A 25,058-nucleotide genomic window follows, 5' to 3' on the forward strand; every position below is an offset into this window, starting at 1 on the left:
GCCCAGGAAGCGGCCGCCGCCTCACGCGCGACACGTCGGCGGCGGCCCGCACGTCAGAACAGCGGCGCTTCGTTTTCCGGCTGAGCGGGTTCGGCCGAGTCGTCGGCCGGGCCCGCCGCCAGGGCGCCGCCGACGGCCCCGATGGTGTTGGTGAGGCGGACGCCAGAGCCGTCGCGGCGCCCGATCTCGTCCGGCAGCGGCACCGGCTTGCCCACCGAGGACACCGCCTTGGCCGGCGCGGGTCCCACCCAGGCCAGCAGCAGCACGTCTTCGCCCTTGAGGAAGCGCTGGGCCCGGACCCCGCCGGTGGCCCGCCCCTTGGCCGGGAACTCCGCGTAGTCCGACACCTTGCCGCCCCCGACCTGAGTGCCCGGCAGGGCGGTGGACGAGCCCGCCACCGTCACCACCTGGGACGGACGCGACGGATCGACCACGCCGAACCAGATCACCCGGGCCGCGTCGTCGAGCCGGATGCCCGCCATGCCGCCCGCCGGGCGTCCCTGCGGGCGTACCTGCGAGGCCGGGAAACGCAGCAGCTGCGCGTCGGAGGAGACGAACACCAGGTCATGCTCCTCGGATTCGAGCTCCACGGCGCCCACCACGGTGTCGCCCTCCTTGAGGGTGATCACCTCGAAGTCGTCGCGGTTGGCCGGATAGTCGGGCACCACCCGCTTGACCACGCCCTGCGCGGTGCCGACGGCCAGGCCGGGACCGTCGGGGTCGAGCGAACCGAGCCCGACGACCGTCTCGTCCGGTTCGAGCGCGACGAACTCGGAGACGGGATGGCCGCCCGACAGCGACGGCGGGTTGGCGGAGGGCGGCAGGATGGGCAGATCGACCACCGCGACGCGGATCAACCGGCCCGCCGACGTCACCACGCCGACCTCGCCTCTGGCGGAGGTGCGGACCACGGAGACCAGCACGTCGTGCGCGGACCGCTCATCTCCGCCCGACAGCGGCGAGGCGTCGGAGGTGCGGGCCAGCAGCCCGGTGGAGGAGAGCATCGCCAGGCACGGGTCGTCGGCCACCTGCAGGTCCACCGCCGCCGTACGGGTCACGCCCGACGCCTCCAGCAGGACCGTGCGGCGCGGGGTGCCGTATTTCTTGGCCACGTCGGCCAGCTCGCCCGAGACCACCTGGCGCAGACGGGTGTCCGAGGACAGGATCCCGGTCAGCTCGGCGATCTCGTCGGAGAGCGTCTGCTTCTCGCGGTCGAGCTCCAGCTTGTCGAAGCGGGTCAGGCGGCGCAGCGGCGTGTCGAGGATGTAGGCGGCCTGGATGTCGCTCAGGTCGAAGACCTCCATCAACCGGGCGCGTGCCTGCGCCGAGTCGTCGGAGGTGCGGATGACCTGGATGACCTCGTCGATGTTGAGCAGCGCGATGATGAGGCCGTCGACCAGGTGCAGGCGCTCCTCGCGCTTGCGGCGGCGGAACTCCGAGCGGCGGCGCACGACCTCGAGCCGGTGCTCCACATAGACACGCAGCAGCTCACGCAGACCCAGCGTGCGTGGCTCGCCGTCGACGAGCGCCACGTTGTTGATGCCGAAGGTCTCCTCCATCGGCGTCAGCCGGTAGAGCTCCTCCAGCACGGCCTCGGGGATGAAGCCGTTCTTGATCTCGATGACCAGGTGCAGGCCCTTGTGCCGGTCGGTGAGGTCCTTGAGGTCGGCGATGCCCTGCAGCTTCTTGCTGGTGACCAGCTCTTTGATCTTGGCGACGACCCGCTCGGGGCCGACGTTGTAGGGCAGCTCGGTGACGACGAGGCCCTTGCGGCGCGGCGTGATCTGGTCGACCCTGACCTTGGCCCGCATGCGGAAGGTGCCGCGGCCGCTCTCGTAGGCGTCGCGGATGCCCTGCAGGCCGATGATCGTGCCGCCCGTGGGCAGGTCGGGGCCGGGCACGAAGCGCATGAGCTCGTCGAGCCCCGCGTCGGGCTTCTTGATCAGGTGACGGGCGGCGGCCACGATCTCGGCGAGGTTGTGCGGCGCCATGTTGGTGGCCATGCCGACCGCGATGCCGGTCGTGCCGTTGACCAGCAGGTTGGGGAACGCCGACGGCATGACCGTGGGCTCGGTCTCCTGCCCGTCGTAGTTGGGCTTGAAATCGACGGTGTCCTCGTCGAGCGACTCGACCATCAGCATGGCCGCCGGGGCCAGCCTGGCCTCGGTGTAACGCATGGCGGCCGGCGAGTCGTCGGGGGAGCCGAAGTTGCCGTGGCCGTCGGCCAGGGGCAGGCGCATCGAGAACGGCTGCGCCAACCGGACGAGGGCGTCGTAGATCGCGCCGTCGCCGTGCGGGTGGAGCTTGCCCATCACGTCGCCGACCACCCGCGAGCACTTGACGTGGCCGCGTTCGGGACGCAGGCCCATCTCGCTCATCGAATAGAGGATGCGCCGCTGCACGGGCTTGAGACCGTCGCGCGCGTCGGGTAGCGCGCGCTGATAGATCACCGAGTAGGCGTACTCGAGATAGCTTGCGCGCATTTCCGAGGAGACGTCGATGTCGACGATCCGCTCCTCGAAGTCCTCGGGTGGGGGTGCAGTCGTACGTCGGGCCATGTCGAACATTGTGCCGAAGAAAGTTGAGTGCCCGCGACGCATCGGCCGCGCCGGTCCGTAATAGTGCGCTTGACCAAGCAATTGCTTGGGGCTTACGTTCGGAAATGAAAGCGGCAGACTCGCTTCCGGAGGCGTCATGATCGAATTCCATCCCGTGACCAAGCACATCGGCGCCGAGGTGACAGGCGTGGACCTGCGCAAGCCGCTGTCCCAGGAACAGGTGGAGACCCTGCGGGCCGGTTGGCTCAAGTACCTCGTGCTGTTCTTCCGGGACGCGGAAATCGACGACGAGCAGCACCTGCAGTTCGCCCTGAACTTCGGCACGCTCAACCACCCGGCCTTCAAGAAGGACAGCGCCAGCCCGATCCACGTACTCGACCAGACCGACCCCAAGGGGGAGGGCGGCGACGAGTGGCACAGCGACAACACCTTCGAGCCGACGCCGCCGATGGGGTCACTGCTGCGCTGCGTCCAGCTGCCGAGCGTGGGCGGCGACACGTGCTGGGCCAACACCTACCTGGCCTACGAGACGCTGTCCCCGCCGCTGCAGCGGCTCTGCGACGAGCTCACGGCGGTGCACGACATCACGATGTCGATGAAGAAGGCCATCTCCAAGGGGCATCCGTTCGACCTGGCGGAGGTCCAGGCGAAGTGGCCGCCGCTCGAACGTCCCGTCGTACGCGTACACCCCGAGACCGGCCGCAGGGCGCTGTTCGTCAACCGGGCGTCCACGACCCGGCTGGTGGGGCTGTCCGACCGGGAGAACGAGGCGCTGCTGCCTATGCTGATCGACCACATACGCTCGCCGGAGTATCAGCTGCGACTCCGCTGGCGTCCGGGCACACTGGCCTTCTGGGACAACCGCCCGACGCAGCACTACGCGGTCGCCGACTACACGGAGCGCCGCCGCATGCACCGCGTCACGATCAACGCCTTCCCAGAACACCAATAAACCTGTTCTGTTACGGCACAGCCACCCGCCGCCCGTGGCTGAGGGCTCCAGGGAAATGGCCTCTGAACCCGGCGGGTGGTCTCTGCGGACAAGCCCCTTTCATCCGGTACGGCACAGCCGCCCTCAAGCCACCCACCCGACACAGGCCACCACCGACCACCGGCCGAACCGCTGCGGGGAATCACCGGCTGAACCACTGGCCGCCACCGGCCAAGAATGCGCACGTAACGGCGCCCGGCCCTGTGCGGGCTCAGCGGGCGTTTTCCTGGAGGCCCTCAGCCATGTGCGGCGGGTGGCGGTGGGTGTGGCTTGCCGTAATGGATGGAAGGGGTTTGGGGCCGTAACAACGTGGGTGGCGGTGGGTGCGGCTTGCCGTAACGGATGAAAGAGGTTGTCTGGACCGCAACAATGCACCAATGGTCGGTGGGAGCTGGTAACAAGGACGACATGATTGACGCCCCAGACGCCGAGATGCTGCGTGAAGAGGCCGAGAGCCGGTTGCGAGCGCTCGCCGGTGAGCACGCTCGGCTGCGCGATGACCAGTGGGCCGCCATCGAGGCGCTGGTCATCGACCGGCGGCGGTGCCTCGTCGTCCAGCGCACCGGCTGGGGCAAGTCGGCCGTCTACTTCGTGGCAACCGCCCTGCTGCGCGAGCTCGGCGACGGGCCCACCGTGATCGTCTCGCCGCTGCTCGCCCTGATGCGCAACCAGATCGCCGCCGCCGAGCGGGCCGGGATCCGGGCCGTCACCATCAACTCGGCCAACCCCGAGGCGTGGGAGGAGATCTACGGGCAGGTGGCCGACGGGGAGATCGACGTGCTGCTGGTCAGCCCCGAGCGGCTCAACAACCCCGACTTCCGCGACAACGTGCTGCCCGAGCTGGCCGAGAGCGCCGGCCTGGTGGTGGTCGACGAGGCGCACTGCATCTCCGACTGGGGACACGACTTCCGGCCCGACTACCGCAGGCTCGCCACGCTGTTCAACGAGCTGCCGCCGGGCATCCCGGTGCTCGCCACCACCGCCACCGCCAACGCGCGGGTCACGCGGGACGTGGCCGAGCAGATGGGCGAGGGCACGCTGGTCCTGCGGGGGCCGCTGGAGCGGGAGAGCCTGCACCTGAGCGTCGTGCGGCTGCCGACCGCCGAGCAGCGGCTGGCGTGGCTGTCCCAGGCGCTGCGCGAGCTGCCCGGCTCCGGGATCATCTACACGCTGACCGTGGCCGCGGCCCACGAGATCGCCGGATACCTGCGTGACCAGGGATATGAGGTGGCCTCCTATTCCGGGCAGACCGATCCCGCCGAGCGGCTGGCCGCCGAGGAGGCGCTGCTCAACAACAAGATCAAGGCGCTGGTGGCGACGAGCGCGCTCGGGATGGGCTTCGACAAGCCCGATCTCGGGTTCGTCGTCCACGTGGGGGCGCCGCAGTCGCCCGTCGCCTACTACCAGCAGGTCGGCCGGGCCGGGCGTGGCGTCGAACGCGCCGAGGTGATCCTGCTGCCCGGCACCGAAGACCGCGATATCTGGGCTTATTTCGCCTCACTGGCGTTCCCGCCCGAGCCGGTGGTGCGGGCCACGCTCCAGGCGCTCGAAGAGCGGGGCGTGCTCTCCACCCCCGCGCTGGAGTCGGCCGTCGACCTCAGCCGGAGCCGGCTGGAGATGATGCTCAAAGTCCTCGACGTCGACGGCGCCGTCCACAGGGTCAAGGGCGGCTGGGAGGCGACCGGTGAGCCGTGGGACTACGACGCCGAGCGTTACGCCCGCATCGCCGGCGAGCGCAAGGCCGAGCAGGAGGCCATGCTCGGCTACCTGACCACGACCGAATGCCGCGAACGCTACCTGCGCGGCCACCTCGACGACGAGACGGCCGGCCCGTGCGGCAGATGCGACAACTGCACCGGCGAGCACCGTTCGCCGCAGATCGCCGAACAGGCCGTGGCGGGCGCCCGCGAGCGGCTGACCAGGCCCGGCGTCGAGATCGACGCGCGCAGGCAGTGGCCGACCGGCCTGGCCGACCTGTCCGGCCGCATCAAGCCGGAGCTCGGTGCCGAGCCGGGCCGGGCACTCGGGCGGCTCACCGACATCGGCTGGGGCAACCGGCTGCGCGAGCTGTTCAACGGCGCCGACGGGCCGATGGCCGACGACATGTTCAAGGCCGTGATCCAGGTGCTGTCCGCCTGGGACTGGCGGGAGCGGCCCGTCGCCGTGGTCAACGTGCCGTCCACGTCGCGGCCTCTGCTCGTGCGCGGCTTCGCCGAGCGACTGGCGCAGGTCGGGCGGCTGACCTACCTGGGCGAGCTCGGCTACCGCGACGGCTCGCCGGGCAAGCAGTTCAACAGCGCCAAGCGGGTTCAGGCGGTCAGGGCGACGCTGGCCATGCCGAAGGAGGTCGGCGCCGCCGTGGCGGCGTGCGGTGGTCCGGTCCTGCTGATCGACGATCGCATCGACACCGGCTGGACGATGACGCTCGCCGCCGCGCTCGTCCGCCACGCGGGCGCCCCGGCCGTGCTGCCGCTCGCCCTGGCGACGGTCAGCTAGACACTCAACGCCAGGGCCGTGGTGACGCTCAGCTGATACTCAAGGTCGCCAGGGCGCCAGTCAGCTGACGCCCATCGTCACCAGGTCGTAGCCGCCGTAGGCCGGGCTGACGTGCACGTTGGTCGCCTTCAGGCCGCGTACGAGCAGTGATCGCTCCCAGGAGAGCGGCACCAGCACGGCCTCGTCGGCGATCTTCTGCTCGACCTCGTTCCAGCGCCGGGCGCGCGTGGTGGCGTCGAGTTCGCGCTTGGCCGTGTCGATGAGGGCGTCGAGCGCGGGCAGGCGGACGTTCACGTTGATCGAGTTACCCTTCTCCAAGATCTCCCTGCTGTCGGCCAGCGGGGAGACGAACGTCTCCACGTCCGGCCAGTCGGGCGCCCACGCCCTGGCGATCAGGCCGACACCCGCCTTCTTGAGATATTCGGGATTGCCACCGTACTTCGCGTGGAAGTCCGCGATCGGGTAGCCCCGCAGCTGCACCTTGATGCCGACCTTGGCCAGTGACGCCTGCACGGCCTGCGCGGCGGCGGACTCCCCGAAGGTGTCACGGTAGATGTAGGTGGTGCTGAACCCGCCGGGCTTGCCGCAGGCGGCGAGTGACTCCTTGGCGGCGGTCGTGTCGCCGGACGCAGAGAGGCCGGGCAGGGGCGCGTGCGTGCCGGGGATCAGCGGTGGTACGAGCGAGGTCGGTATCTGGCCGCCCTGGTTCAGCCCGCCGACGGAGGCCCGGTTGATCGTCGCCAGGTCCAGGGCGCGGATCACCGCGCGGCGGCAGTCGACCTGGTCGAACGGCGGTACCTGCGGATCGATCGCCAGATAGCGGATCCGGGAGCCGACAGGGGCGTCGGCGCGGCTCTTGTACGTGGGGTTGTCGTAGATCTTGGTCGAGTCCAAGGTCGCGATCGGCGAGCCGACCTCCGCCTCGCCGTTCAGCACTTTGGCGCTCGCGTCGGCCGCGGCCAGCTCGAATTGGAGCTCGTACCGGTCCGGGAGGGCCTTGCGGTTCGGGTCGGTCGCCGGGTCCCAGTTCGGGTTGCGGACCAGGACGATCTTGTTGTCCGTCGCGCTCTCGAACTTGTACGGTCCCGACGAGACCACCGCGTACCGATACTTGGCGGCGGTGTCCTTGGCCTTGGGCACGGGGACGGTCTCGGGCAACTGGGCGAGGTTGTCGAAGGCGCCGTACGGCTGCTTGAGATGGAACACGATCGTGCGGTCGTCCGGCGTCTGGATGGCCGAGTCCGTGTTCGCGGTGGGCGACTTGTACGGCCCGTTGTAACCGGCGGGCAGGTCGAGCATGGTGTCGAAGTAGGTGGGGCCGTTGCTCAAGGTGGCCTTGTCCATGCTCCGCAGCACCGCGTACTTCACGTCCGCCGCGGTGATCCGCGTGCCGTCCTGGAATTTCACGCCGTCGCGCAGCCGGTAGGTCCACGTCTTCCCGCCGTCGCTCGCCTGCCCCAGGGACTCGGCCAGGTCGGGAACGAGCTGGGTACCGGCCTGGCCGGGCACGGGCTTGAACATCATCAGCGAACGGCCGTAGAGGCGGATGGCGTTCATGGCGTCGGGGTAGTAAGTGTTGCCCGGGTCGGAGGAGTCCAGGCTGTAGGCCGAGGCCAGGTGGAGTGTGCCGCCGGTCTTGGTGGACGGGTTGGCGACCGCCGCGACCGCCGCGTCGAAGCCGGTGGGCCCTGTCGTGGCCGGGGTTGTCGGTCCGCCATTCGGTCCCGTCTCAGGGAGGTTGCGGATGAAGATCCACGCCGCGAGGCCCACCACGAGCGCCGTGGCCACCGCCCCCACCGACACCAGCACACCGCGCCGCCGGACGCCGGGTGCGGTCACGGGCGTGACACCGCCGGGATCCGTGGGTCGCGGGTACGGCCCAGGCACATGAGGGCCGGAGTCCCAGCGAAGCCCACCAGGCGCCTGAGGCCCGGAACTCCCGTGCGGCCCGGCCGGGGGTGCGGCCCCTGGGTAGGCCGCCGCAGGTGGTGCGGCCTGTGGGTAGGCCGTGGCCGGTGGCGGTGGAGGTGGGGCGCTCGTTCGGATGAGTTCTCCCAGCACCTGCTCCGCCGTCGGCCGCCGCCGGGGATCCTTGCCCAGCGCCGTCCACAGCAGCGCCCCGAGCGGCTCCGGCACTCCCGAAAGGTCCGGATCCATGCTCAGGATCCGATGCATCACCACCGGCAGCGCCCCGAACCCGAACGCGCTGTGCCCCGTGGCCGCGTACACCATCGTCCCGGCCCACGCGAACACGTCGCTGGCCGGTGACGGCTCGCCGTGGAACTGCTCCGGCGCCATGTACGCGGGCGTGCCCACCACGCTGGTCGTCAGGCTCTGGCTCACGTCCAGCGCCCGCGCGATGCCGAAGTCGATCACCCGGGGCCCGTCGGGAGCCAGCAGCACGTTGCTCGGCTTGAAGTCGCGGTGCATCACCCCGGCCCGGTGGATCGCGGCCAGCGCGGTGGCGGTCGCGATGGCCAGCCGTACCAGCGCTTGGCCCCGCAGCGGGCCTTCCCCGGACACCTGGCGCTGCAGCGACGGGCCGTCCACGTACTCGCCGACGATGTACGGCTGGTCGTTGACGGCGCCCACTTCGAGCACCCGAGCCGTACAGAACTCCGCCACCCGCCGGGCGGCCTCAGCCTCGCGCCGGAAACGTCGTACGGCCTGCTCGTCGTCGGCGAACCTGGCGTGCAGCAGCTTGATCGCCACCCGCTCGCCGCTCGGGGAGGTCCCCAGGTAGACGCTGCCCTGGCCGCCCTCGCCGAGGAACCCGGTGACCTGATAGGAGCCAACCGACACGGGGTCGCCTGGCCGTAACGGACGCACGCCCAGCATCCGGCTCCTTATCGTCCTTATCGAGGGCTCTTGCGAGAAAAACGTACGATAAGGACTCTTACGATAAAGGGCGCCGGAAAGATCGCACTAGAGGCGCGGGCGCGCTCCCAGATGAACAATCGCCTGTGCCGCCAGGTGGCAGCCGGCCGTCAGCGCCTCGGACGCCGGCTTGCCCTCCAGCCACGGCGGCAGGAACCCGGCGCAGAACGCGTCACCCGCTCCCGTGCCGTCGACGATCCGCTCGACCGGCTCGGCGTCGACCCGGACCGGCTCGGATCGGCTGTTGCCGAACCAGAGCGCGCCCTCGTCGTTCATCTTGATCACGACCTGGGGGAACCAGGCGGTGAGCACCTTGGCCGCGGCCTCGGGATCGTCGCGGCCGGTCAGCACCTTCGCCTGATCGACGTTGGCGAACAGCAGCTTGACCCCGTTGGTCCACTCCAGGAACGGCTCCGCCCCCGTACGCTCCAACGGCGCGGACGACGAGCAGTCGACCGAGATGGACATCCCGGACCGGCGAGCCATGTCGAGCGCGGCCAGCCCCGCGTCGCGGGACCCCTCATTGATCAGGGTGTAGCCGGACAGATGCAGATGACCGCCGCCGAACAGGTCGCGCGGCAGATCCTCCGGCGAGAGCGCCGCGTTGGCACCCGGGTCGGAGAGCATGGTCCGCTCGCCCTTGTGCGTGACGAGCACCACGCAGGTGCCGGTCGGCCGCTCAGGATCCATGACAAGCCGGGCATCGACCCCGTAACCCATCAGCTCCATGTCACGGTTGCGACCGGTGATGTCGGCGCCCCGGCGGCCAATGAAGGCCACCTCGGCACCCTCGACGGCCAGCCAGGAAGCGATGTTCGCCCCTGATCCACCGCCGTGCATCGTCACGATCGCCGGAGTGTCGCTCGCCCTGGCGAGCGCATAACGGGCGCGAGCGACCGCGTCGGTCATGAGATCGCCCACCACGACGACCCGCGTCATGATGCCACCACCTTGCTGCCTTCAGAACGAGCCTGGCCACGGCAAAACTAACAGCTTCCGGCCTACCCGTGGGGCGGACCCCGGACACAGGGGGGCAGTCGATGCACAAGCGTTGCCCAATAGGCCCTGCCGGACGTGGCATTCGGGACGCGGGTCTACGCTCGGGACTGTGGAGGCTCCGTACCCGGCTCACTGGGAGGCCGACGTCGTCCTGGCGGACGGCGGCACCGCCCATGTGCGTCCCATCAAGCCCGCCGACGCCGACAGACTGCGCGCCTTCTACTCCCGCCTCTCCGACGAATCCATCTATTTCCGGTTCTTCGGCCCCAGGCCACGGCTCTCCGACAAGGAGGTCTCGTGGTTCACCACCGTCGACTACGTCGACAGGGTCGCGCTGATCGCCACCATCGGCACCGAGATGGTGGCCGTGATCCGCTACGACAAGACAGGGCCCGGTGAGGGCGAGGTGGCCTTCCTCGTCGAGGACGCCCACCAGGGCAGGGGAGTGGCCTCGGTGCTGCTGGAGCACCTGGCCGCCACGGCCCGCGAGCGCGGCATCGAGCGATTCGTCGCCGACGTGCTCCCGGCCAACATGAAGATGATGGGCGTCCTGCGCCAGGCCGGATACACGGCTGAGAGCTCCTTCGCCGACGGTGTCGTCCGCATGACGCTCGACCTCACCCCCACGGAGACCTCGACCGGGGTGACGACCGCCCGCGAACACCGCGCCGAGGCCAGGTCCATCGCCCGCCTGCTCGCGCCCGGCTCGGTGGCGGTCATCGGCGCCTCGCGCGAGCCGGGCGGAGTCGGTCACACCGTGCTGCGCAACCTGCTCGCCGCCGACTTCAGCGGTCCCGTCTATCCGGTTCACCGTGAGGTACGCGCCATGGCGGGCGTACGCGCCTATCCGAGCGTGGGCGCCATCGACGACCAGGTGGACCTGGCCGTGGTGGCCGTGCCCGCCTCCGGCGTCATCGAGGTGGTCAAGGAATGCGCGGAGAAGGGCGTACACGGGCTGGTCGTGGTCTCCTCCGGGTTCGGCGAGACGGGCGCCGAGGGCCGTGAGCGGCAGGACGAACTGGCCCGCATCGCGCGCGCGTACGGCCTGCGCGTGGTCGGGCCCAACTGCCTCGGCATCGCCAACACAGACCCGGCCGTCAAGCTCAACGCCACACTCGCCGCGACCTTGCCGGGCCGGGGGCGGGTCGGCTTCTTCAGCCAGTCGGGCGCGCTCGGCACCGCCCTGCTCCAGCGGGTGGCGCAGCGGGGGATGGGCATCTCGTCGTTCGTGTCGGCGGGTAACCGGGCCGACGTGTCGGGCAACGACCTGCTCCAATACTGGGAGGAGGACGCCTCGACCGAGGTGATCCTGCTCTACCTGGAGTCACTGGGCAATCCACGTAAGTTCACCCGCCTGGCCAGGCGCCTGGCCCGCAGCAAGCCGATCGTGGTCGTCAAGAGCGGCGGCACGCCTGCCGGTCACTCCGCCGAGGCACTCGGGCTGCCCGACTCGGCGATCAGCTCGCTGTTCTCGCAGGCGGGGCTGATCCGGGTGGACGACCTCATCCAGCTGTTCGACGTGGGTCAGCTCCTGGCCTATCAGCCGCTGCCCGCCGGTCCTCGGGTCGGGCTGGTCACCAACTCCGACGCCCTGGGCCTGCTCGCCGCCGACGCCTGCGTCGCCGCGGGCCTGGAGCCCCTGCCACCGGTCAACCTGGGGGCGAGCGCCGGGGCCGCCGCCTTCGGTACGGCCCTCGCGGACCGGCTCGACTCGCCGTCGGTGGACGCGGTGGTGGTGATCTACATGCCGCCGATCCCCGGCGAGGACTCAGCGGTCGCGGCCGAACTCCTGCGGGTGTCTCAAGGCTCGGCCAAGCCGGTGCTCGCCACCTTCCAGGGGCATCTCGGCATGCACCCCGACCTGCTGGTGGGCTCGGTGCCCTCGCGGGGGTCCATTCCCTCGTACGCGGCGCCGGAGGAGGCGGTCAGGGCACTGGAGTACGTGGTCCGCTACGCGAGATGGCGCGCCCGGCCGTCTCTACCGCCCCCCGAACTCCCGGACATCGACCCCCACCGCGCCCGCACACTGATCCACCACGCCCTCCACCAGGCCACCACCGCTACTGCCCCCACCGATGACGCGGCTTCCGTATCCACGGCCCCCGCTTCTGCGGCGTCCGCTTCAGCGTCTTCCGCCTCCGACGCCGCTGCTTCTGCTTCCGCGTCTTCCGCGTCTTCCGCGTCCGCGCGGAGCTTCTTCGCCGAGCCCGGGCCGCCGGTCGAGGCCGACGCGGCCGATGTCGCCGAGTTGCTCGCCTGCTACGGGCTGAGCGTCTGGCCGGCCGAGGTGGTGCGATCCCCGGACGAGGCGGTGGTGGCCGCCGAACGGCTGGGCTGGCCGGTGGTGCTCAAGGTGGCCGGCGCCGAGGCCGCCCGCCGGGCCGGGACCGTACGCCTCGGGCTCGCGGGGCCGGACAGCGTGCGGCATGCCCACGCCGAGTTCGTCGCCCAGTTCGGCGAGGACGTGGAGCTGGCGGTCCAGCGGATGGCGCCGCAGCCTGCCGTACCGACCGTGGTGAGTGTCACCGAGAACCCGGCGTTCGGCCCCGTCGTGTCGTTCGGGCTGGGCGAGGTGACGGCGCGACTCCTCCTCGACCAGGGCTTCCGGCTCGCACCACTCGCGGGGGAGGACGCCGCCGGGTTGGTGCGTTCGGTCCGCGGGGCCCCGCTGCTGTTCGGCGAGTACGGCTACCCGCCCGTGGCGGTCGACGCCCTGGAGGACCTCCTGGTCAGGGTGGGCCGCCTGGCCAACGACCTGCCGGAGGTGGCCCGCCTCGAGCTCGACCAGGTGCTGGTGGGCCGGGAGGGCGTCATCATCCTGGGCGCCCGCGCCACGATCCGCACCCCACCGGGCCCCCGCCCGGACGGCGGTCCCCGCAGGCTGGCCTGATCGTCCCTGCTCGGCCTTCGGGGAGGCGGACGGGCCGTCGACCTCCCCGAAACCGTCCGCCGCCCTCGGCGAGCCGAGGGCGGACAAGCGCTTGGTCAGCCGTGCACGATCGCGACGTTGTCGATCCAGTTCCACGCCGTGCCCGCGTTGTCCAGGACGAGGTTCAACGCGTCGATGGAGTGTTCGCTCGCGTCCGCCGGGTCGGCGACCTTGAACGTCGTGGGATAGAAGGACCCGTCGGCGTAAAAGCCGCCGTACCCGTGAATGACGAGGTAGTGCCGCAAGAGAGAGGCCTGGTTGTTCCACGGCAACGCGCCGGGTTTCACGATGATCATCACTGGATTGCCGCGGGACAGGGAGGTGATGATCCGGTTGAAGACGATCTTGCGGGTCTGGTCGATGCTGACGTCCAGCCCTTCGAACGAGTACTGCCAGTCGGCGGCCGACAGGTATTGGTTGATGACGCCGGGGATCCGTCCCGGCCAGGTGATGCCGTAGATCGCCTCGTCGGTGCCCAGCTTGTCAGCCAGTTCGGCCTGCGGCGGAGCCGAGTAGCCCATCGTGGCGAGCGTCATCTGCACGGCGGCGGGCCCGCACCAGTTCGCCTTCTCCTGCTGCTTGAGCGAGAGTCTCATGTCCAGGGCCCGGACGGTCGGCCGCCAGGATCCGGCGATACCGAAGGTGGCGTCGGCGACGACATAGGGACGTCTGAGATCAGTGAACGCGGTGTAGCAGGCCCGGCTGGCGTTCGTGGTCATCGTCGGGCACGAATCGGAGATGGTCGGGCCGCCACCGCCGAACTTCAGCGTCAGGTTGACCTGGAAGTTGGTGTACGCGCCCGGGTTGATGAAGGCCACCGCGCGTACCTGCGTACGAGGGTCGTTGAACTCCAGGCACACCTGGTAGGCGGTGCCGTTGTACGACTCGGTGTCATTGCAGGTTCTGTTGGCCGCGGACGGATACTCGTGCCAGATTCCGGCCTGGGCTGGGAGGGCGGGCACGGCGACCACCGCGAGTGCCACGCCTGCCAGCAGCGAGAGTAGCGCCGAAAGCAGTCTTTTCACGGACTCAAGTCCTTCTCTGGGACGTGGTGCAGGGGGAGATCGGTTACGGCGCCGTCACCGTGAGCCTGTGCAGCCGCTCGTTGATCTTGTAATAGAGGTTGCCGAACCGGTCGGCCGTCAGCCCTTCCATCCCCGGGTCGGTCAGCAGCACGGTCATGGCCTTGGTCGACCTGTCGATCCGGAAGAGCTGGTCGCCTGAGGTGCCGTACACACCGCCCGGATCCTTGTCCACGGTCAGCAGGACCCCGTCGCGCCAGGCCAGGCTGGGTTTGGCGGTGTAGTCGGGGTCGGCGAACAGCCTTTTCACGGTGATCGCGTCGGGGCTGGCCGGGTCGAGTGTGAACAGCGACCCACCGGCCAGGCCCCAGAGCCCGCCGTCCACCTCGGTGAGGGCCGTGACGGCCTTGGGCGCGGTCAACGGCAGCGGGTGGGTGCGTACGGCGCCGGTCGCGGGATCGTAGGAGAACAGGGTGGCCGAGGCTCCCGGGGCGTAGACGGGGTCGACGCCCAGCGCCCCGCGCGTGGAGGTGCCGCCGAACACCTTGCCGCCCGCGTAGGCCAGCGAGACGACGGCCTGGTCCCGCACCACGCACACGGTCCGGCCCGCCGTGCCTTCCTTCCAGATGGTGAGCGCGCCGCTGCGTTTGCCGTACTTGGGCACCGTGCCCATGTACACCGTGCCGTCGGGGCCGCCGGCCAGCGCGTACGGGCGGTCCTGCGGCGGCGGCCCGTTACCCGGCTCGCAGTCGTCGGCCTTGTCGCCCACCGCGCCGCCGGTGTACTTGAGAGTGGGCGGCCACGGCCCCGCCGGGTCATAGCTGTAGAGCTTGGCCGAGGGGTAGGCGCCGATGTAGAGCCGCCCGTCGTGGGCCAGCAGGCTGTCGGTCTGGCTGAGTCCGGTACGGGTGGGCGTGTCCGGGCTGCCGTCGTCGGCGTCGCCGCGCAGCGGGTCGTAGACGCCGGTGCCACCCGTCAGGTAGCCGCCGGTGTAGATCTGCCCGTCGGGACCGGCGCCGAGCGCGTTGATCGCGGCGGGCAGGACCGGGGTGCCGCCGACGACCCGGCTGCTCCACTGACCGGTCGCGGGCGCGTACTTGAAGATCCTGGTGCCGTCGCCGGCCGCGCCGAGACCGATGAGCGTGCCGTCCACCCAGGTGTAGCCAGTGACGTCCAAGCCGGGCTGTACGGTCGTCGCCCGCACGGCCTTGGCGGCCAAGTCATAGGACTGCAGCAGGCCGTCCTTGACCAGCCAGACCTTGCCGTCGGCGGCCGGTGAGTGGTGCAGGTCCACATCGGTGATCGTGGCGTCGGTGACGGCCCGGTAGGAGCCGTCGGCGTTCTTGATGATCTGCAGGACGAGCAGCGTACGGTCGATCCAGGCGAACAGCCTGCCTCCGGTCCAGGTGAGGCCGCCCACCATGGAGTTGTGCGCGTAGGCGGCGGGCAGGAGGCTGTCGGTCCGCCCGGTGACGTTGTCGAACCTGACCAGCGCGGCGTTCGTCCCCGTGCCCAGGTAGGTGGCGTTGGCGACCGGGTCGTGGGCGAGGCTGCGCACGTACTGCGCACCGGCCACGATGGGCAAGCTGCCGATCGTGGTGAAGGCGCCGTTGTCGTACTTGAAGTAGCGGCCGTCGTTGTACGTGCCCCCATACACCTTCCCGCCCGCTCCCGCCTCCAGGTCCCAGATGAAGGAGTAGCCGCCCTCCGCCCTGCCGAGGTCGGTCACCATCGCCTGGCCGGGGACGTGCCGGTAGAGCTTGGAGTTGGGGTAGGTGCCGAGGTAGACGCTGCCGTCGGTGGCCGTGGTCGCCGCCCAGCCGCCGACCGTGGGCGTGGCGGCGCTGTCCGGGATCGTGATCTTCTTGGTCACCTTCTCGGTGGCCAGGTCGATCTCCGCGAGCTGCGGGTTGGCGTCCGCGGTGCCGGTGTAGATCGCGTACGCGTCGCCGCCCGCGAACGTGGTGGCGTTGGGCACGCTGCTCTCGAGTTGCACGCCGAGATCGGTCGTGTCCTTGGTGATCAGCACCTCGTCCCAGTAGGCGGTGCCCACATTGGCGACGCCCGAGTAGATGAGCGCCGAGACCGTGGCCGTGCCGGCGGGCGCGACGCCGGAGGCCGTGACGCCGTTCCACCGCTTGCCCGTGACCGAGGCGTTCGCGCTGCCGAGGAGCTGGCCCGAGGTTCCCCTGAAGCGCAGGTACAGCTCGGCGCTACCGCTGTCGGCCCAGACCTGGGCATAGGCGGTGTAGCGCGTACCCGCGGTGGCGGGCAGGCCGGGCTGGCTCTCCCTGCCGTACGCGTTGCCCGGCTCGGTGTCGGCGACGCGCGCCGTGCTGCGGCCGTCCCAGGTCACGGCCGTGACACCGCCCGGGCTGTGCGATCCGCTCCACCCGGTCAGTCCGTCGTCGAAACCGCCGTTGACGATCCGCAGGTCGGCGGCCTGCGCCGGCGCGAGCGGGACGGTGAGCAGCGCCGTCAGCAGAGCCGTCGACAGCGCCCCTGCCAGCAGGCGCCTCATAATGTCCCCTTCACGGCGAGACGGCGCTCATCGGGCCTGAGCCCGGCCGGGTTTCGGTCGCCGGCCTCAGGTGGTGGCGGTGACGACAAGCGTGGGATGAACCCGGCCAGGGTTACCAGAGGGGATCGCGGCATGTCCGTACCTCCAGCGAGCTGTTCGATTCTGCTCAGTTTCGGCCCTGACCGTAACTTTTGGCGCACGCCTCGTCAATAGGGCGCAGCGTGATCCGCGGCGGAGACGTCTCGTCGCTGGAAAATTTGGGTCTTGACCGTAACTAGGTCCTTCTGAGAGCTTGTGATCGTTTCACTGTTCGCGAACTTGGGGTTCCCAGGCGTCCGCCTGGACGGTGGTTCTCGGAGGCTCGCCAAACCTCATTTCTATGAAATTTCACCATTTGTCACTCGAGTGGTCGGCGCGGTGGCAGTGATGAGGCGCAATGGCACGTCCGGTAATTGCACATGGCCGTACACGTAGATAACGGATAAAAGACGTTATAGAGCGTTATGTCTGGTGGGTGAGTGCACTGCGCGGTCCTGGCAGGATGGACCCATGAGGGAAACCCGAGTCTCAGCCGCGGGCCTGCGTGAAGCGATCGAGCGCAGCGGCTACTACCCCGACCTCGTCACCGATGCGGTCGAATCCGCGCTGGGCAAGGAGGCTGTGACCGCATTCGTGGTCCATCATGAGGCCACCTTCGATCCCGCGATGGAAGTGCGCAGACACGTCACCGTCCTGGTGCTGTCGACGACGAGGCTGCTGGTCTGCCACACCGACGAACACCCGGCGGTGGAAGGCGTCTCGACCTCACACGCCTCCACGACCACGGAGGCGGTGCGCCTGAGCCGCGTCCAGTCGGTCGCGGTCACCCGTGTCGTCCCCGACCCCGCCTCCTACGTGCCCGGCGTCCCTCCCACGGAGGTCACGCTCACGATCGGCTGGGGCGCCATCTCCCACGTCGATCTTGAGCCGGCCACCTGCGGCGACGAGAACTGCGAGGCCGACCACGGCTACACGGGCGCCATCACCGCGGACGACCTCTCGCTCCGGGTGAGCGAGGCGGCCGACGGTCCCGACGCGGTCAACCACGTCCTCGCCTTCTCCAAGTCCCTCTCGGAAGCCACCGCCCGCGCCACGACCTGACAAGACCACTCCCAGGCGCCCACCCTCTCGGCGCCACCAGGGCAAGAGGCATGCAGACAACGCGCACTCCGGTCCATGGGACCGCGCCCAGGAGGGAACCTCGACGACAGCGCACGGCGCTCTCGGGCGGGGCCGATGAGCCACGCCCAGACGCCAGCGCCCCGGCGGCGCCATCCGGTCCACGGCGGCGGCCGTGCGCCTGCGATGTCGGCTGCCCCAGTTGCTCCACGACATCTACGGCGTCCACGGCATCCACGGTGCCCACGCGGCCGCGCTTGGGCGCGCCGCTCCAGCCGGACATTCCCCACGAACGGCCCCGCACCATATGTACGGTGCCCAGCCGATCAAGCGAAGAAGACGACCAAGAATACGCACGTAACGTCGCCCAGCCATGTGCGGGCTCAGCGGGCGTTTTCCTGGAGGCCCTCAGCCACGTGTGGCGGGTGGCGGTGGGTGCGGCTTGCCGTAACGGATGGACGGGGTTTGTCGGAGAGACCACCCGCCGGGCTCTGCGGGCGTTTTCCTGGAGGCCCTCAGCCACGTATGACGGGTGGCGTCCGCTTGGCGGTGCCGTACAACAAGCTCGGGCTCGGGGGGATTGCATGATCGGGTTTTCGGACGAACGGAATGGAGCGTCATGGGCGGATACGCGCCACTGATTCCCAGCTACGGCACCGCGTCGCTGGCCGAGCTGCCCGGGGCGCTGCTCGCGGCACTGGGCATGGCCGAGCCGAACCACCTCCAGCTCGCCCCCGCCGACCGCGTCTGCCTGTTCCTCGTGGACGGGCTCGGCGATGAGCTGCTCCAAGCGCACGCCGACCGGGCGCCCTTCCTCGCCGCCGCCACCCGGACCACGCTCACCGCCGGGTTCCCCGCCACCACCGTCACCAGCCTGTGCTCGCTGGGCACCGGTGTGGCGCCGGGTGAGCACGGCATGCTGGGTCTGATGCTGGCCGTGCCCGGCGCCGGGCACCTGTTCAACTGCCTGCGCTGGACGCTGCCCGGCGGCGCCTTCATGGAGCCGAGCCGATGGCAGCCCGCCGAGACCGTCTTCCAGCGCGCCGCCGCCGCGGGGATCGTGCCGAGTTATGTGGCTCCGGCCCAGTTCGAGGGGAGCGGCCTGACCGAGGCCGTCTACCGCGGCGTGCGCTATCTGGCCGCCGACAGCGTCGACGAGCGCGTGGCCAGGGTACGCGCGGCGATGGCCGAGCCGAGGGCCCACGTCACCGTCTACTACGGCGACCTCGACGCGATGGGCCACATGACCGGCTGGGGCAGCGAGGAGTGGCTCGACCAGCTGGAAATCGTCGACCGGATGGCCGAGCGCATGGCCGCGGACCTGCCTGCCGGCTCCGCCCTCTACATCACCGCCGACCACGGCATGGTCAACGTGACCGACAAGGTCGACGCCGAGACCGACCCGGCGCTGAGCCGGGGCGTGGCGATGCTCGGCGGGGAGGCGCGGGCCAGGCATGTGTACGCCGAGCCGGGCGCCGCCTCCGAGGTGCTCGACGCGTGGCGTGAGACCCTGGCGGGCAGGGCATGGGTGGTGTCGAGGCAGGAGGCGGTCGAGTCCGGCTGGTTCGGGCCGCGCGTGCGGTCCGAATGGCTGGAGCGCATCGGCGACGTCGTGGCCGTCCCGTACGCTGACCTGGCGCTCACCGCGCCGAGCGCGCATCCGATCGAGGCGCTGTTCACCGGCTACCACGGTTCGATGACGACGGCCGAACAGCACGTACCACTCTTGGAGGTAAGCAGCCGATGACGTCATTCATGGCATCTGGGGTGAGCACTCGATGAGCCCGTTGATCACGCCCGAGGAGCTCGCCGCGCTGGACGGCGTGACCCTGCTCGACGTGCGGTGGCGGCTCGGCGGCCCGCCGGGGATCGAGATGTATGCCGAGGGGCACCTGCCGGGCGCCGTCTTCTGCGCTCTCGACGCCGACCTCGCCGCGCCGGCCGGAGCGGCCGGGCGGCATCCGCTGCCGGAGCCGGACGACTTCGAGAGCGCGATGCGGCGGCTGGGGGTGTCCGGCGAACGGCCGGTGGTCGTCTACGACGACACGGGCTCGATGGCCGCCGCGCGGGCCTGGTGGACGCTGCGTTACTTCGGTCACCCGGACGTCCGGGTGCTGGACGGCGGCCTGTCCGCCTGGGCCGACGCGGGTTTGCCGGTCGTCAAGGAGACGCCCGAGGTGGCACCCGGTGACTTCGTCGCCAGGCCGGGCGGGATGCCACTGCTGAGCGCCGCCGAGGCCGGGGCGCTCGCGACGTCGGGAGTGCTGCTGGACGCGCGGGCGGGTGAGCGCTATCGGGGCGAGGTAGAGCCCATCGACCCCGTCGCCGGGCACGTGCCCGGCGCCGTCAGCGCGCCGACCACGGAGAACATCGGCCCCGACGGCCGGTTCCGTCCCGCGGCCGACCTGCGCGAGCGGTTCGCCGCCCTCGGGGTGGGTGAGGGGGTGCCGGCCGGAGCCTACTGCGGCTCCGGCGTCACGGCCGCGCACGAGCTGCTGGCCATGGAGGTGGCGGGCCTGCCCGCGGCGCTCTACGTGGGCTCGTGGTCGGAGTGGGTCGCCGACCCCACCCGGCCGATCGCCACCGGCTGAGCCTCCGCCGCCATCGGCTGAGCGACGATCGTCATCGGCTGAGCGTCGGCGTCGGTCGTCACCGGCTGAGCTCCCGCCCGGTCCCCGGTGCGCTGAGCCCCTGCCCGGCCTCTGGTGAACCGCCGGTTTCCCGCGCCGAAGCACACGAAGCCGAGCACTCCCGTCTTGGCCGAGGCCGATGCCAGGGCCGAGGCGGGAGCCCGGCCGTCGGCGAGGAGTTCATGGAAGGCGGACATCACCGCCAACGCCTCCTCATCGCGCACCGGCACCATCCCCGCGATGACGCAGGACGTACCCCTGGCCAGGAACGTTCCGGCCAGCCCGAGCGGTGCGCCGTCCGTCGGCGTGTGCGCCATCCCCGAGTCGCACGCCGACAGCACCACGAGGCCGGCCGTCCGGGACAGCCCGAGCAGGTCGTACGCCATGAGCTGCCCGTCGGAGAGCGTGATGCCCGACAGCAGCGGGCTACGCGCGTGGAACACCCCGTGCGCCGCCAGGTGCAGCACGTCGGCGCTGGTCAGCGCCGCCAGCACGGCCCCGGAGCGGGCGGGCACCTCGCGTCCCCCGGGATGGCAGGCGAGCACTTGCGCGACCTCCGCGCGCGCGTGCGCCAGCCCCGGCCCGGCCGCGGCGATCATCACGGGCCGTTCGGCGGGTACGGTGGCGCGCCGCCCGGCCGCCAGCCAGGCGGCCGCGCTCGCGGCCACGGACACCGGACGATCACGCAGGCTCGGCAGCGCCCCCCACGGCACCGTGTGCAGCGGGCCGGCGGGCACCAGGACCAGCGGCCGGTCGGCGAGCTCGGGGTGCAGCGGCCGGAGCAGCAGGCGTTCGAGCTCCGCCGCGGCCGGCTCGACCCGGGCGGCGGCGGCGCCGCCGTCGCCGAGCGCGGCCCGGCGCAGTGCGTAGCGCAGGCGGACGAGCGCCTCGCGGATCGGCCGCACATCGCCCAGCCGCCGCAGCGTGAGCCGTTCGCCGGTGATCAGCACGGCCAGCAGCGAGGAGCCTTCGACGACGAACTCGACCAGCGCCGCGCCGCCCAGCCCGGCCCGCACGGCGTCGGGATCGGCCAGCCCGCAGGCGTGCGCGGGAGCGGCCACCGCCCGCCAGCGTTCGGCCCAGTCGAACACCTCCCGGGCGCACCCGTCACGCACCGCCATCGTCAGCCCGAACGCCGCCAGCCGCTCACCCGCCCGCGCCGCGTGGGCCCGCAGCGAAGGATCCTCGAAGGAGTCCATGCTGCCGCCCATGTCGGCCAGCCCGTCGTGGACCGCGAGGAACGCCTGAGTGACGTCCTCCCGCAGCGCCGCCTCCAGCGCGAGGGCGTGCTGACGCACCAGCACCGGGATCTGTGACACCTGCTCGAGATGCTTGGCCTGCAACTCCGAGGCAAGTGACGTGAGACGGGTCCCGGCGGGAACCCAGCGCTCGACGCGCTGGGCGTGCACGGTGAGGCGGGCCAGCTGCGCCGACGCCGTCGGGTGGTCGTCGAGCGCCAGCGCGGCCTCCGCCGCCACCAGGCGTAGCGCGGCGGCGCCCGCCAGGAAGGCGGGACCGTTCTCGAGGTCGTCGGCGCACGCGATCAGCTGGTCGAGCAGGTCCGGGGAGGAGCCCTCCAGCGTGAGGCGGGCCCGCAGCACCACCTCCGTGGCCAGCGGCAGCCATGAGAGGCGGTCCTGCTCGGCCAGCTCGACCGCCGCCTGCTCGGCCACGGCCAGCGCGCGGCGCGCGTCGCCGGTGAGCAGTTCCACCTGGGCCAGCTTCAGCCGCGCCTCGGCCAGCGCCACCAGCGCGGCCGACGATTCCAGATCGGGTACGGCCAGGCTGAGCAGCGCCCTGGCCTCGCCGGGCAGGTGCGCGGCGAGCAAGGCCCCGGCGAAGTCGGCCCGCATCGTGGCCAGCCGCTCGGGGAAGCCGAACAGCGTGTTCTCGGCCGCCCGGTAGTGGGCGAAGGCTCCGGTGATGTCGCCCTGGCGAACTGCGAGGAAGGGCAGGTTGGCGGCGGCCAGGCGGGCCAGGTGATCGAGCCTGGCGTGCCGGGAGATCTCCAGGCAGGCGGTGATGTCGCGGGTCGCGGCGTCCCAGTCGCTGCGGTAGGCGTGGACGAGGCCGCGGTTGAGCAGGCCGCCGGCCAGGAAGCGGCGGTCGTCGATGGTGCCCGGCGCGGCCACGAGCGCCTGGAGCGCGCGGTCGCACGAGGCGATGGCCTCCTGGTAGCGGCCCAGGTGGGCGAGCGCGACGGCGCGCTGGGTGTCGAGCTTGGCCCGGTCGAGCGGGGAGAGGTAGGCCCAGGCCAGGGCGGCGACCCGGAGCGCCTGCAAGGGATGGCCGCGTTCGGTGCGTACCGTCACCAAGGACAGCCGTGCCTGGGCCAGACGCTGTCGCGTGGCGCCGGGAGTGCCGATGGCCAGCCGGAGGTGGTCTTCCGCGGCTTCGAGATCGCCTAGCTCGCGGGCGGCCAGGGCCATCGCTCTGTGGGCGACCACCGCGGCTTCGGCGCAGTCCGCCGCCCGGGCGGCGGCCAGGACGGTGCGCCCGGCGTGCAGCGCCTGCTGGGGATCGACCACCGAACGCAGCACCGCCGTCTCGGCCGCCATCACCAGCGGCCCGATGGTGTCGGGGGCGGACCGGTCGTCCGACGTTGCGATCATGGCGCCTTGGGCTTCGTAGGGGAGGGGTTGGGAGCCAGGGGGTGGGACGCGGTGCCTGGCTCCCGGCTGGTCATGGGCGGATCCGCACCCACCTGGTTTGGACGGGTGCGAAGCCGGGCCGGTGGCAGACCACGCTGAGCCAGCCCGGAGGCAGGCCGGTGACCGCGAACTGGCCCGAACGCGCAAGACGCCTGGTGAGCGTCAGATGCGGGGTCCTCACATCGACGTGGCTGCCCTCGCCGGGATGCGGGAACACTTGTCCCGCGACGTCGATGAGTCCGTCGCCCACCGTCACCTCCAGATCGAAGGTGAGGCCGGCCGCGACGAAGCGGATCATGCCGGGACCGTCGCCCCCTCGTACGCCACGGGGTGCGGCGCAGTCGGCGGGCGGGGCGGTCACGGCTTGAGAGACCCGGAGTCCGAAGGCATCGCGTGCGGCGGCGGAAACATGCCCAGGGATCGGATCGCTCCCGGCGGCGAGCCGGAGAGCCGCCAGGAAATACTCATCGTTGATCATTGCACCGTCTCCTGTAGTGAGAGCAGGGTGCGCAGTTTTTCCAGGCACCGGATCCTGGTTGGACCCACGGTGCCCACGGGCATGCCGAGCCGCATCGCCACCTGCTGGCTCCCCATATCCGTCGCCACCAGCTGGAGGAGGGTGCGGCAAGGCTCGTGCATGGCGGAGACCGACTTCCAAAGCAGGTGCCTGCCGTCGGCCTCCAGGACGGCAGACGCCGGATCAGGGTCGTGTACGACGTCGAAGGAGGGAAATCCGGGTGGTTCCTTCCTGATGATCAGAAGCGCCTCGCGACGCGTGGTCGTCGCCAGCCACGCGCCGACGCCTGATGGTTCCCTGATGGTGTGGAGGTTTTCGAGCAGCCGCAGCCAGGCACCCTGGACCGCGTCCGCCGCGTCGGCTTCGTTCAGCCCGCACGCGCGGGCGACAGCCCACATGCGCGAGCCGAACCTGGACTCAAGCTGGTCCCAGGCCGTGTGGTCGTCTTCGGCCGCGGCCTTGAGCAGCTCCGCGGGATCGCGTGGCTCGTGCATGCGGCCTCCTTCGCCGTGACGGACGAGGAGGCCACCCTGCCTCCTCGTGATTGGCCGAGGACTGAGCGTAAACTCTACAGACTCGACCTGATGAGAACTCCCAGATCGGGAATTTGCCGGGTCGTCTCAGAGTCAAGGACTCGCCCGGCCGCCTCCTTGACGGGCAGGTCCTTGGCGGCGCTCGCGATGGCGCCCGCGACCAGGGCCGTGGCGAAGGAGGTGCCGCTCCAGACGGCGTAGCCGGAGAAGTCGTCGCGCTCCAGGAAACTGCTGGCCAGCCACTCGCCACGGGCGCACGCGTCGACCCAGGAGCCGTAGGCGGAGAACGGCGCCCGGTGCTCCTGCGTCGCGTCGACCGCGCCCACGCCCACGACCTCCGACAGCGCGGCCGGCCAGAACGGCCGGTCGCCGGCGGTGTTGCCCGCGCAGGCCACCGCGACGGTGTCGGTCAGGCTCCGCAGCGCGTCGGCCAGGAGGGGCGGCGGCCGGTCGTCGAAGGTGTGGCAGCCGAAGGACAGGTTCAGGACCTGTGGCGGGCGCTCGCGCAGCCGGTTGAGGGCGCGGACCACGCCCGCCTCGTCGCCGACGCCCTGCCCGTCGAGCACCCGCCACGCCCGCAGCGACACGCCCGGCGCCTGCCGCAGCAGCAGCCCGGCGAGGAAGGTCCCGTGTCCCGCCTGGGGGCCTTCGAGCATCTCGGCGTCGTCCCCGGGGTGCTCCTTGTACCAATCGCTGTCGGCCCACCACGGGTGCGGGGCGATCCCGGTGTCGAGCAGGCCCACGACGACGTCCGAGCGCGCTCTGCCCGGTTTGTACGGCACGGCCGAGGTGGGGAACGGCCGGGACGCCGGCCCGCCCCAGAACAGCGGCTGCCCCGTGAGCAGATGGTTGGGGGAGGCTCTGAAGCCGCGCTCCCGCAGATCCATGGTGATCTCGATGGGGTCGACGCCAGGTGACAAGTGGATCACGCAGACGCCGTCGGCGTCGGCGACGGCCTGAGTCCAGCGAGCCGCGGCGGACAGCGCGCCCCGGTCGGTCAGTATCTGACCTGGCCGGATGAGCGACTCGCCGACAGATTGGATGTCCATGAGCGGGTATCTTTCCGCGCTCACCCGCGTGTCACACGCCACTGCGGCACCAAGTTGGTATGGCCCCCCTCTGGTGCCCGGTAGCGACCGACGGTAGTCTCTCCCTAGTCACTTGTGATCATCCCGG

Annotated in this window: 15 protein-coding genes; 6 read left to right on the plus strand and 9 right to left on the minus strand. The window is 70.8% G+C overall.

What is annotated here, in order from left to right:
- Positions 1–53 precede the first annotated feature (53 nt).
- Complete coding sequence (locus ACIBO2_RS36715) at positions 54–2,558, minus strand: DNA topoisomerase (ATP-hydrolyzing) subunit A (protein ID WP_397302955.1); 2,505 nt, start codon at positions 2,556–2,558, stop codon at positions 54–56.
- A gap of 136 nt (positions 2,559–2,694) precedes the next feature.
- Here ACIBO2_RS36715 and ACIBO2_RS36720 point away from each other — a divergent pair, with 136 nt between their 5' ends.
- Both ACIBO2_RS36720 and ACIBO2_RS36725 read left to right on the plus strand, forming a co-directional pair.
- Positions 2,695–3,510: a TauD/TfdA dioxygenase family protein gene (locus ACIBO2_RS36720; protein ID WP_397302958.1), complete on the plus strand. Its 816-nt coding sequence runs from the start codon at positions 2,695–2,697 to the stop codon at positions 3,508–3,510.
- Positions 3,511–3,957: 447 nt separating this feature from the next.
- Complete coding sequence (locus tag ACIBO2_RS36725; protein WP_358545022.1) at positions 3,958–6,045, plus strand: ATP-dependent DNA helicase RecQ; 2,088 nt, start codon at positions 3,958–3,960, stop codon at positions 6,043–6,045.
- Positions 6,046–6,105: 60 nt separating this feature from the next.
- Here the strand turns inward: ACIBO2_RS36725 and ACIBO2_RS36730 are convergent, their stop codons facing one another.
- Positions 6,106–8,883 carry an ABC transporter substrate-binding protein gene (locus tag ACIBO2_RS36730; protein ID WP_397302962.1) on the minus strand — a complete coding sequence of 926 codons (2,778 nt, stop codon included), beginning with the start codon at positions 8,881–8,883 and terminating at the stop codon, positions 6,106–6,108.
- Between the two features lie 87 nt (positions 8,884–8,970).
- Positions 8,971–9,861 carry a carbohydrate kinase family protein gene (locus ACIBO2_RS36735; RefSeq protein WP_397302965.1) on the minus strand — a complete coding sequence of 297 codons (891 nt, stop codon included), beginning with the start codon at positions 9,859–9,861 and terminating at the stop codon, positions 8,971–8,973.
- Between the two features lie 169 nt (positions 9,862–10,030).
- Between ACIBO2_RS36735 and ACIBO2_RS36740 the strand changes: the two genes are divergently transcribed.
- The gene (locus ACIBO2_RS36740) at positions 10,031–12,811 is read left to right on the plus strand and encodes a GNAT family N-acetyltransferase (RefSeq protein WP_397302968.1); all 2,781 of its coding nucleotides are present in this window, start codon (positions 10,031–10,033) and stop codon (positions 12,809–12,811) included.
- Between the two features lie 95 nt (positions 12,812–12,906).
- Here the strand turns inward: ACIBO2_RS36740 and ACIBO2_RS36745 are convergent, their stop codons facing one another.
- Positions 12,907–13,875 carry a C39 family peptidase gene (locus ACIBO2_RS36745; protein ID WP_358545028.1) on the minus strand — a complete coding sequence of 323 codons (969 nt, stop codon included), beginning with the start codon at positions 13,873–13,875 and terminating at the stop codon, positions 12,907–12,909.
- Between the two features lie 43 nt (positions 13,876–13,918).
- Entirely contained in the window at positions 13,919–16,393 is a 2,475-nt protein-coding gene (locus ACIBO2_RS36750; protein WP_397302970.1) for a hypothetical protein, read from the minus strand.
- A 549-nt stretch (positions 16,394–16,942) separates the two neighbouring features.
- Between ACIBO2_RS36750 and ACIBO2_RS36755 the strand changes: the two genes are divergently transcribed.
- The 3 genes from ACIBO2_RS36755 (at position 16,943) to ACIBO2_RS36765 (ending at position 20,142) form a co-directional block, all read left to right on the plus strand.
- Positions 16,943–17,533: a DUF5998 family protein gene (locus tag ACIBO2_RS36755; RefSeq protein WP_225288990.1), complete on the plus strand. Its 591-nt coding sequence runs from the start codon at positions 16,943–16,945 to the stop codon at positions 17,531–17,533.
- A gap of 637 nt (positions 17,534–18,170) precedes the next feature.
- Entirely contained in the window at positions 18,171–19,298 is a 1,128-nt protein-coding gene (locus ACIBO2_RS36760) for an alkaline phosphatase family protein (RefSeq protein WP_358545032.1), read from the plus strand.
- A 31-nt stretch (positions 19,299–19,329) separates the two neighbouring features.
- Positions 19,330–20,142 (plus strand): sulfurtransferase, encoded by an 813-nt coding sequence (locus tag ACIBO2_RS36765; RefSeq protein WP_358545034.1) that lies wholly within the window; start codon positions 19,330–19,332, stop codon positions 20,140–20,142.
- Here the strand turns inward: ACIBO2_RS36765 and ACIBO2_RS36770 are convergent.
- The 4 genes from ACIBO2_RS36770 to ACIBO2_RS36785 form a co-directional block, all read right to left on the minus strand.
- Positions 20,082–22,793 (minus strand): CHAT domain-containing protein, encoded by a 2,712-nt coding sequence (locus tag ACIBO2_RS36770; RefSeq protein WP_397302975.1) that lies wholly within the window; start codon positions 22,791–22,793, stop codon positions 20,082–20,084. The genes ACIBO2_RS36765 and ACIBO2_RS36770 overlap by 61 nt on opposite strands.
- A gap of 70 nt (positions 22,794–22,863) precedes the next feature.
- Positions 22,864–23,310, minus strand: coding sequence for a hypothetical protein (locus ACIBO2_RS36775; protein ID WP_225288994.1), 447 nt, complete (start codon positions 23,308–23,310; stop codon positions 22,864–22,866).
- Complete coding sequence (locus ACIBO2_RS36780) at positions 23,307–23,843, minus strand: sigma-70 family RNA polymerase sigma factor (RefSeq protein WP_357940349.1); 537 nt, start codon at positions 23,841–23,843, stop codon at positions 23,307–23,309. Before ACIBO2_RS36780 ends, ACIBO2_RS36775 begins: the two co-directional genes overlap by 4 nt.
- Positions 23,844–23,917: 74 nt before the next feature.
- A complete protein-coding gene (locus ACIBO2_RS36785; RefSeq protein WP_358545038.1) occupies positions 23,918–24,931 on the minus strand; it encodes a S8/S53 family peptidase in 1,014 nt (337 codons plus the stop codon).
- Positions 24,932–25,058 lie beyond the last annotated feature (127 nt).

It is taken from the genome of Nonomuraea sp. NPDC050022, assembly GCF_044460705.1.
Taxonomy (GTDB): Bacteria; Actinomycetota; Actinomycetes; order Streptosporangiales; family Streptosporangiaceae; genus Nonomuraea.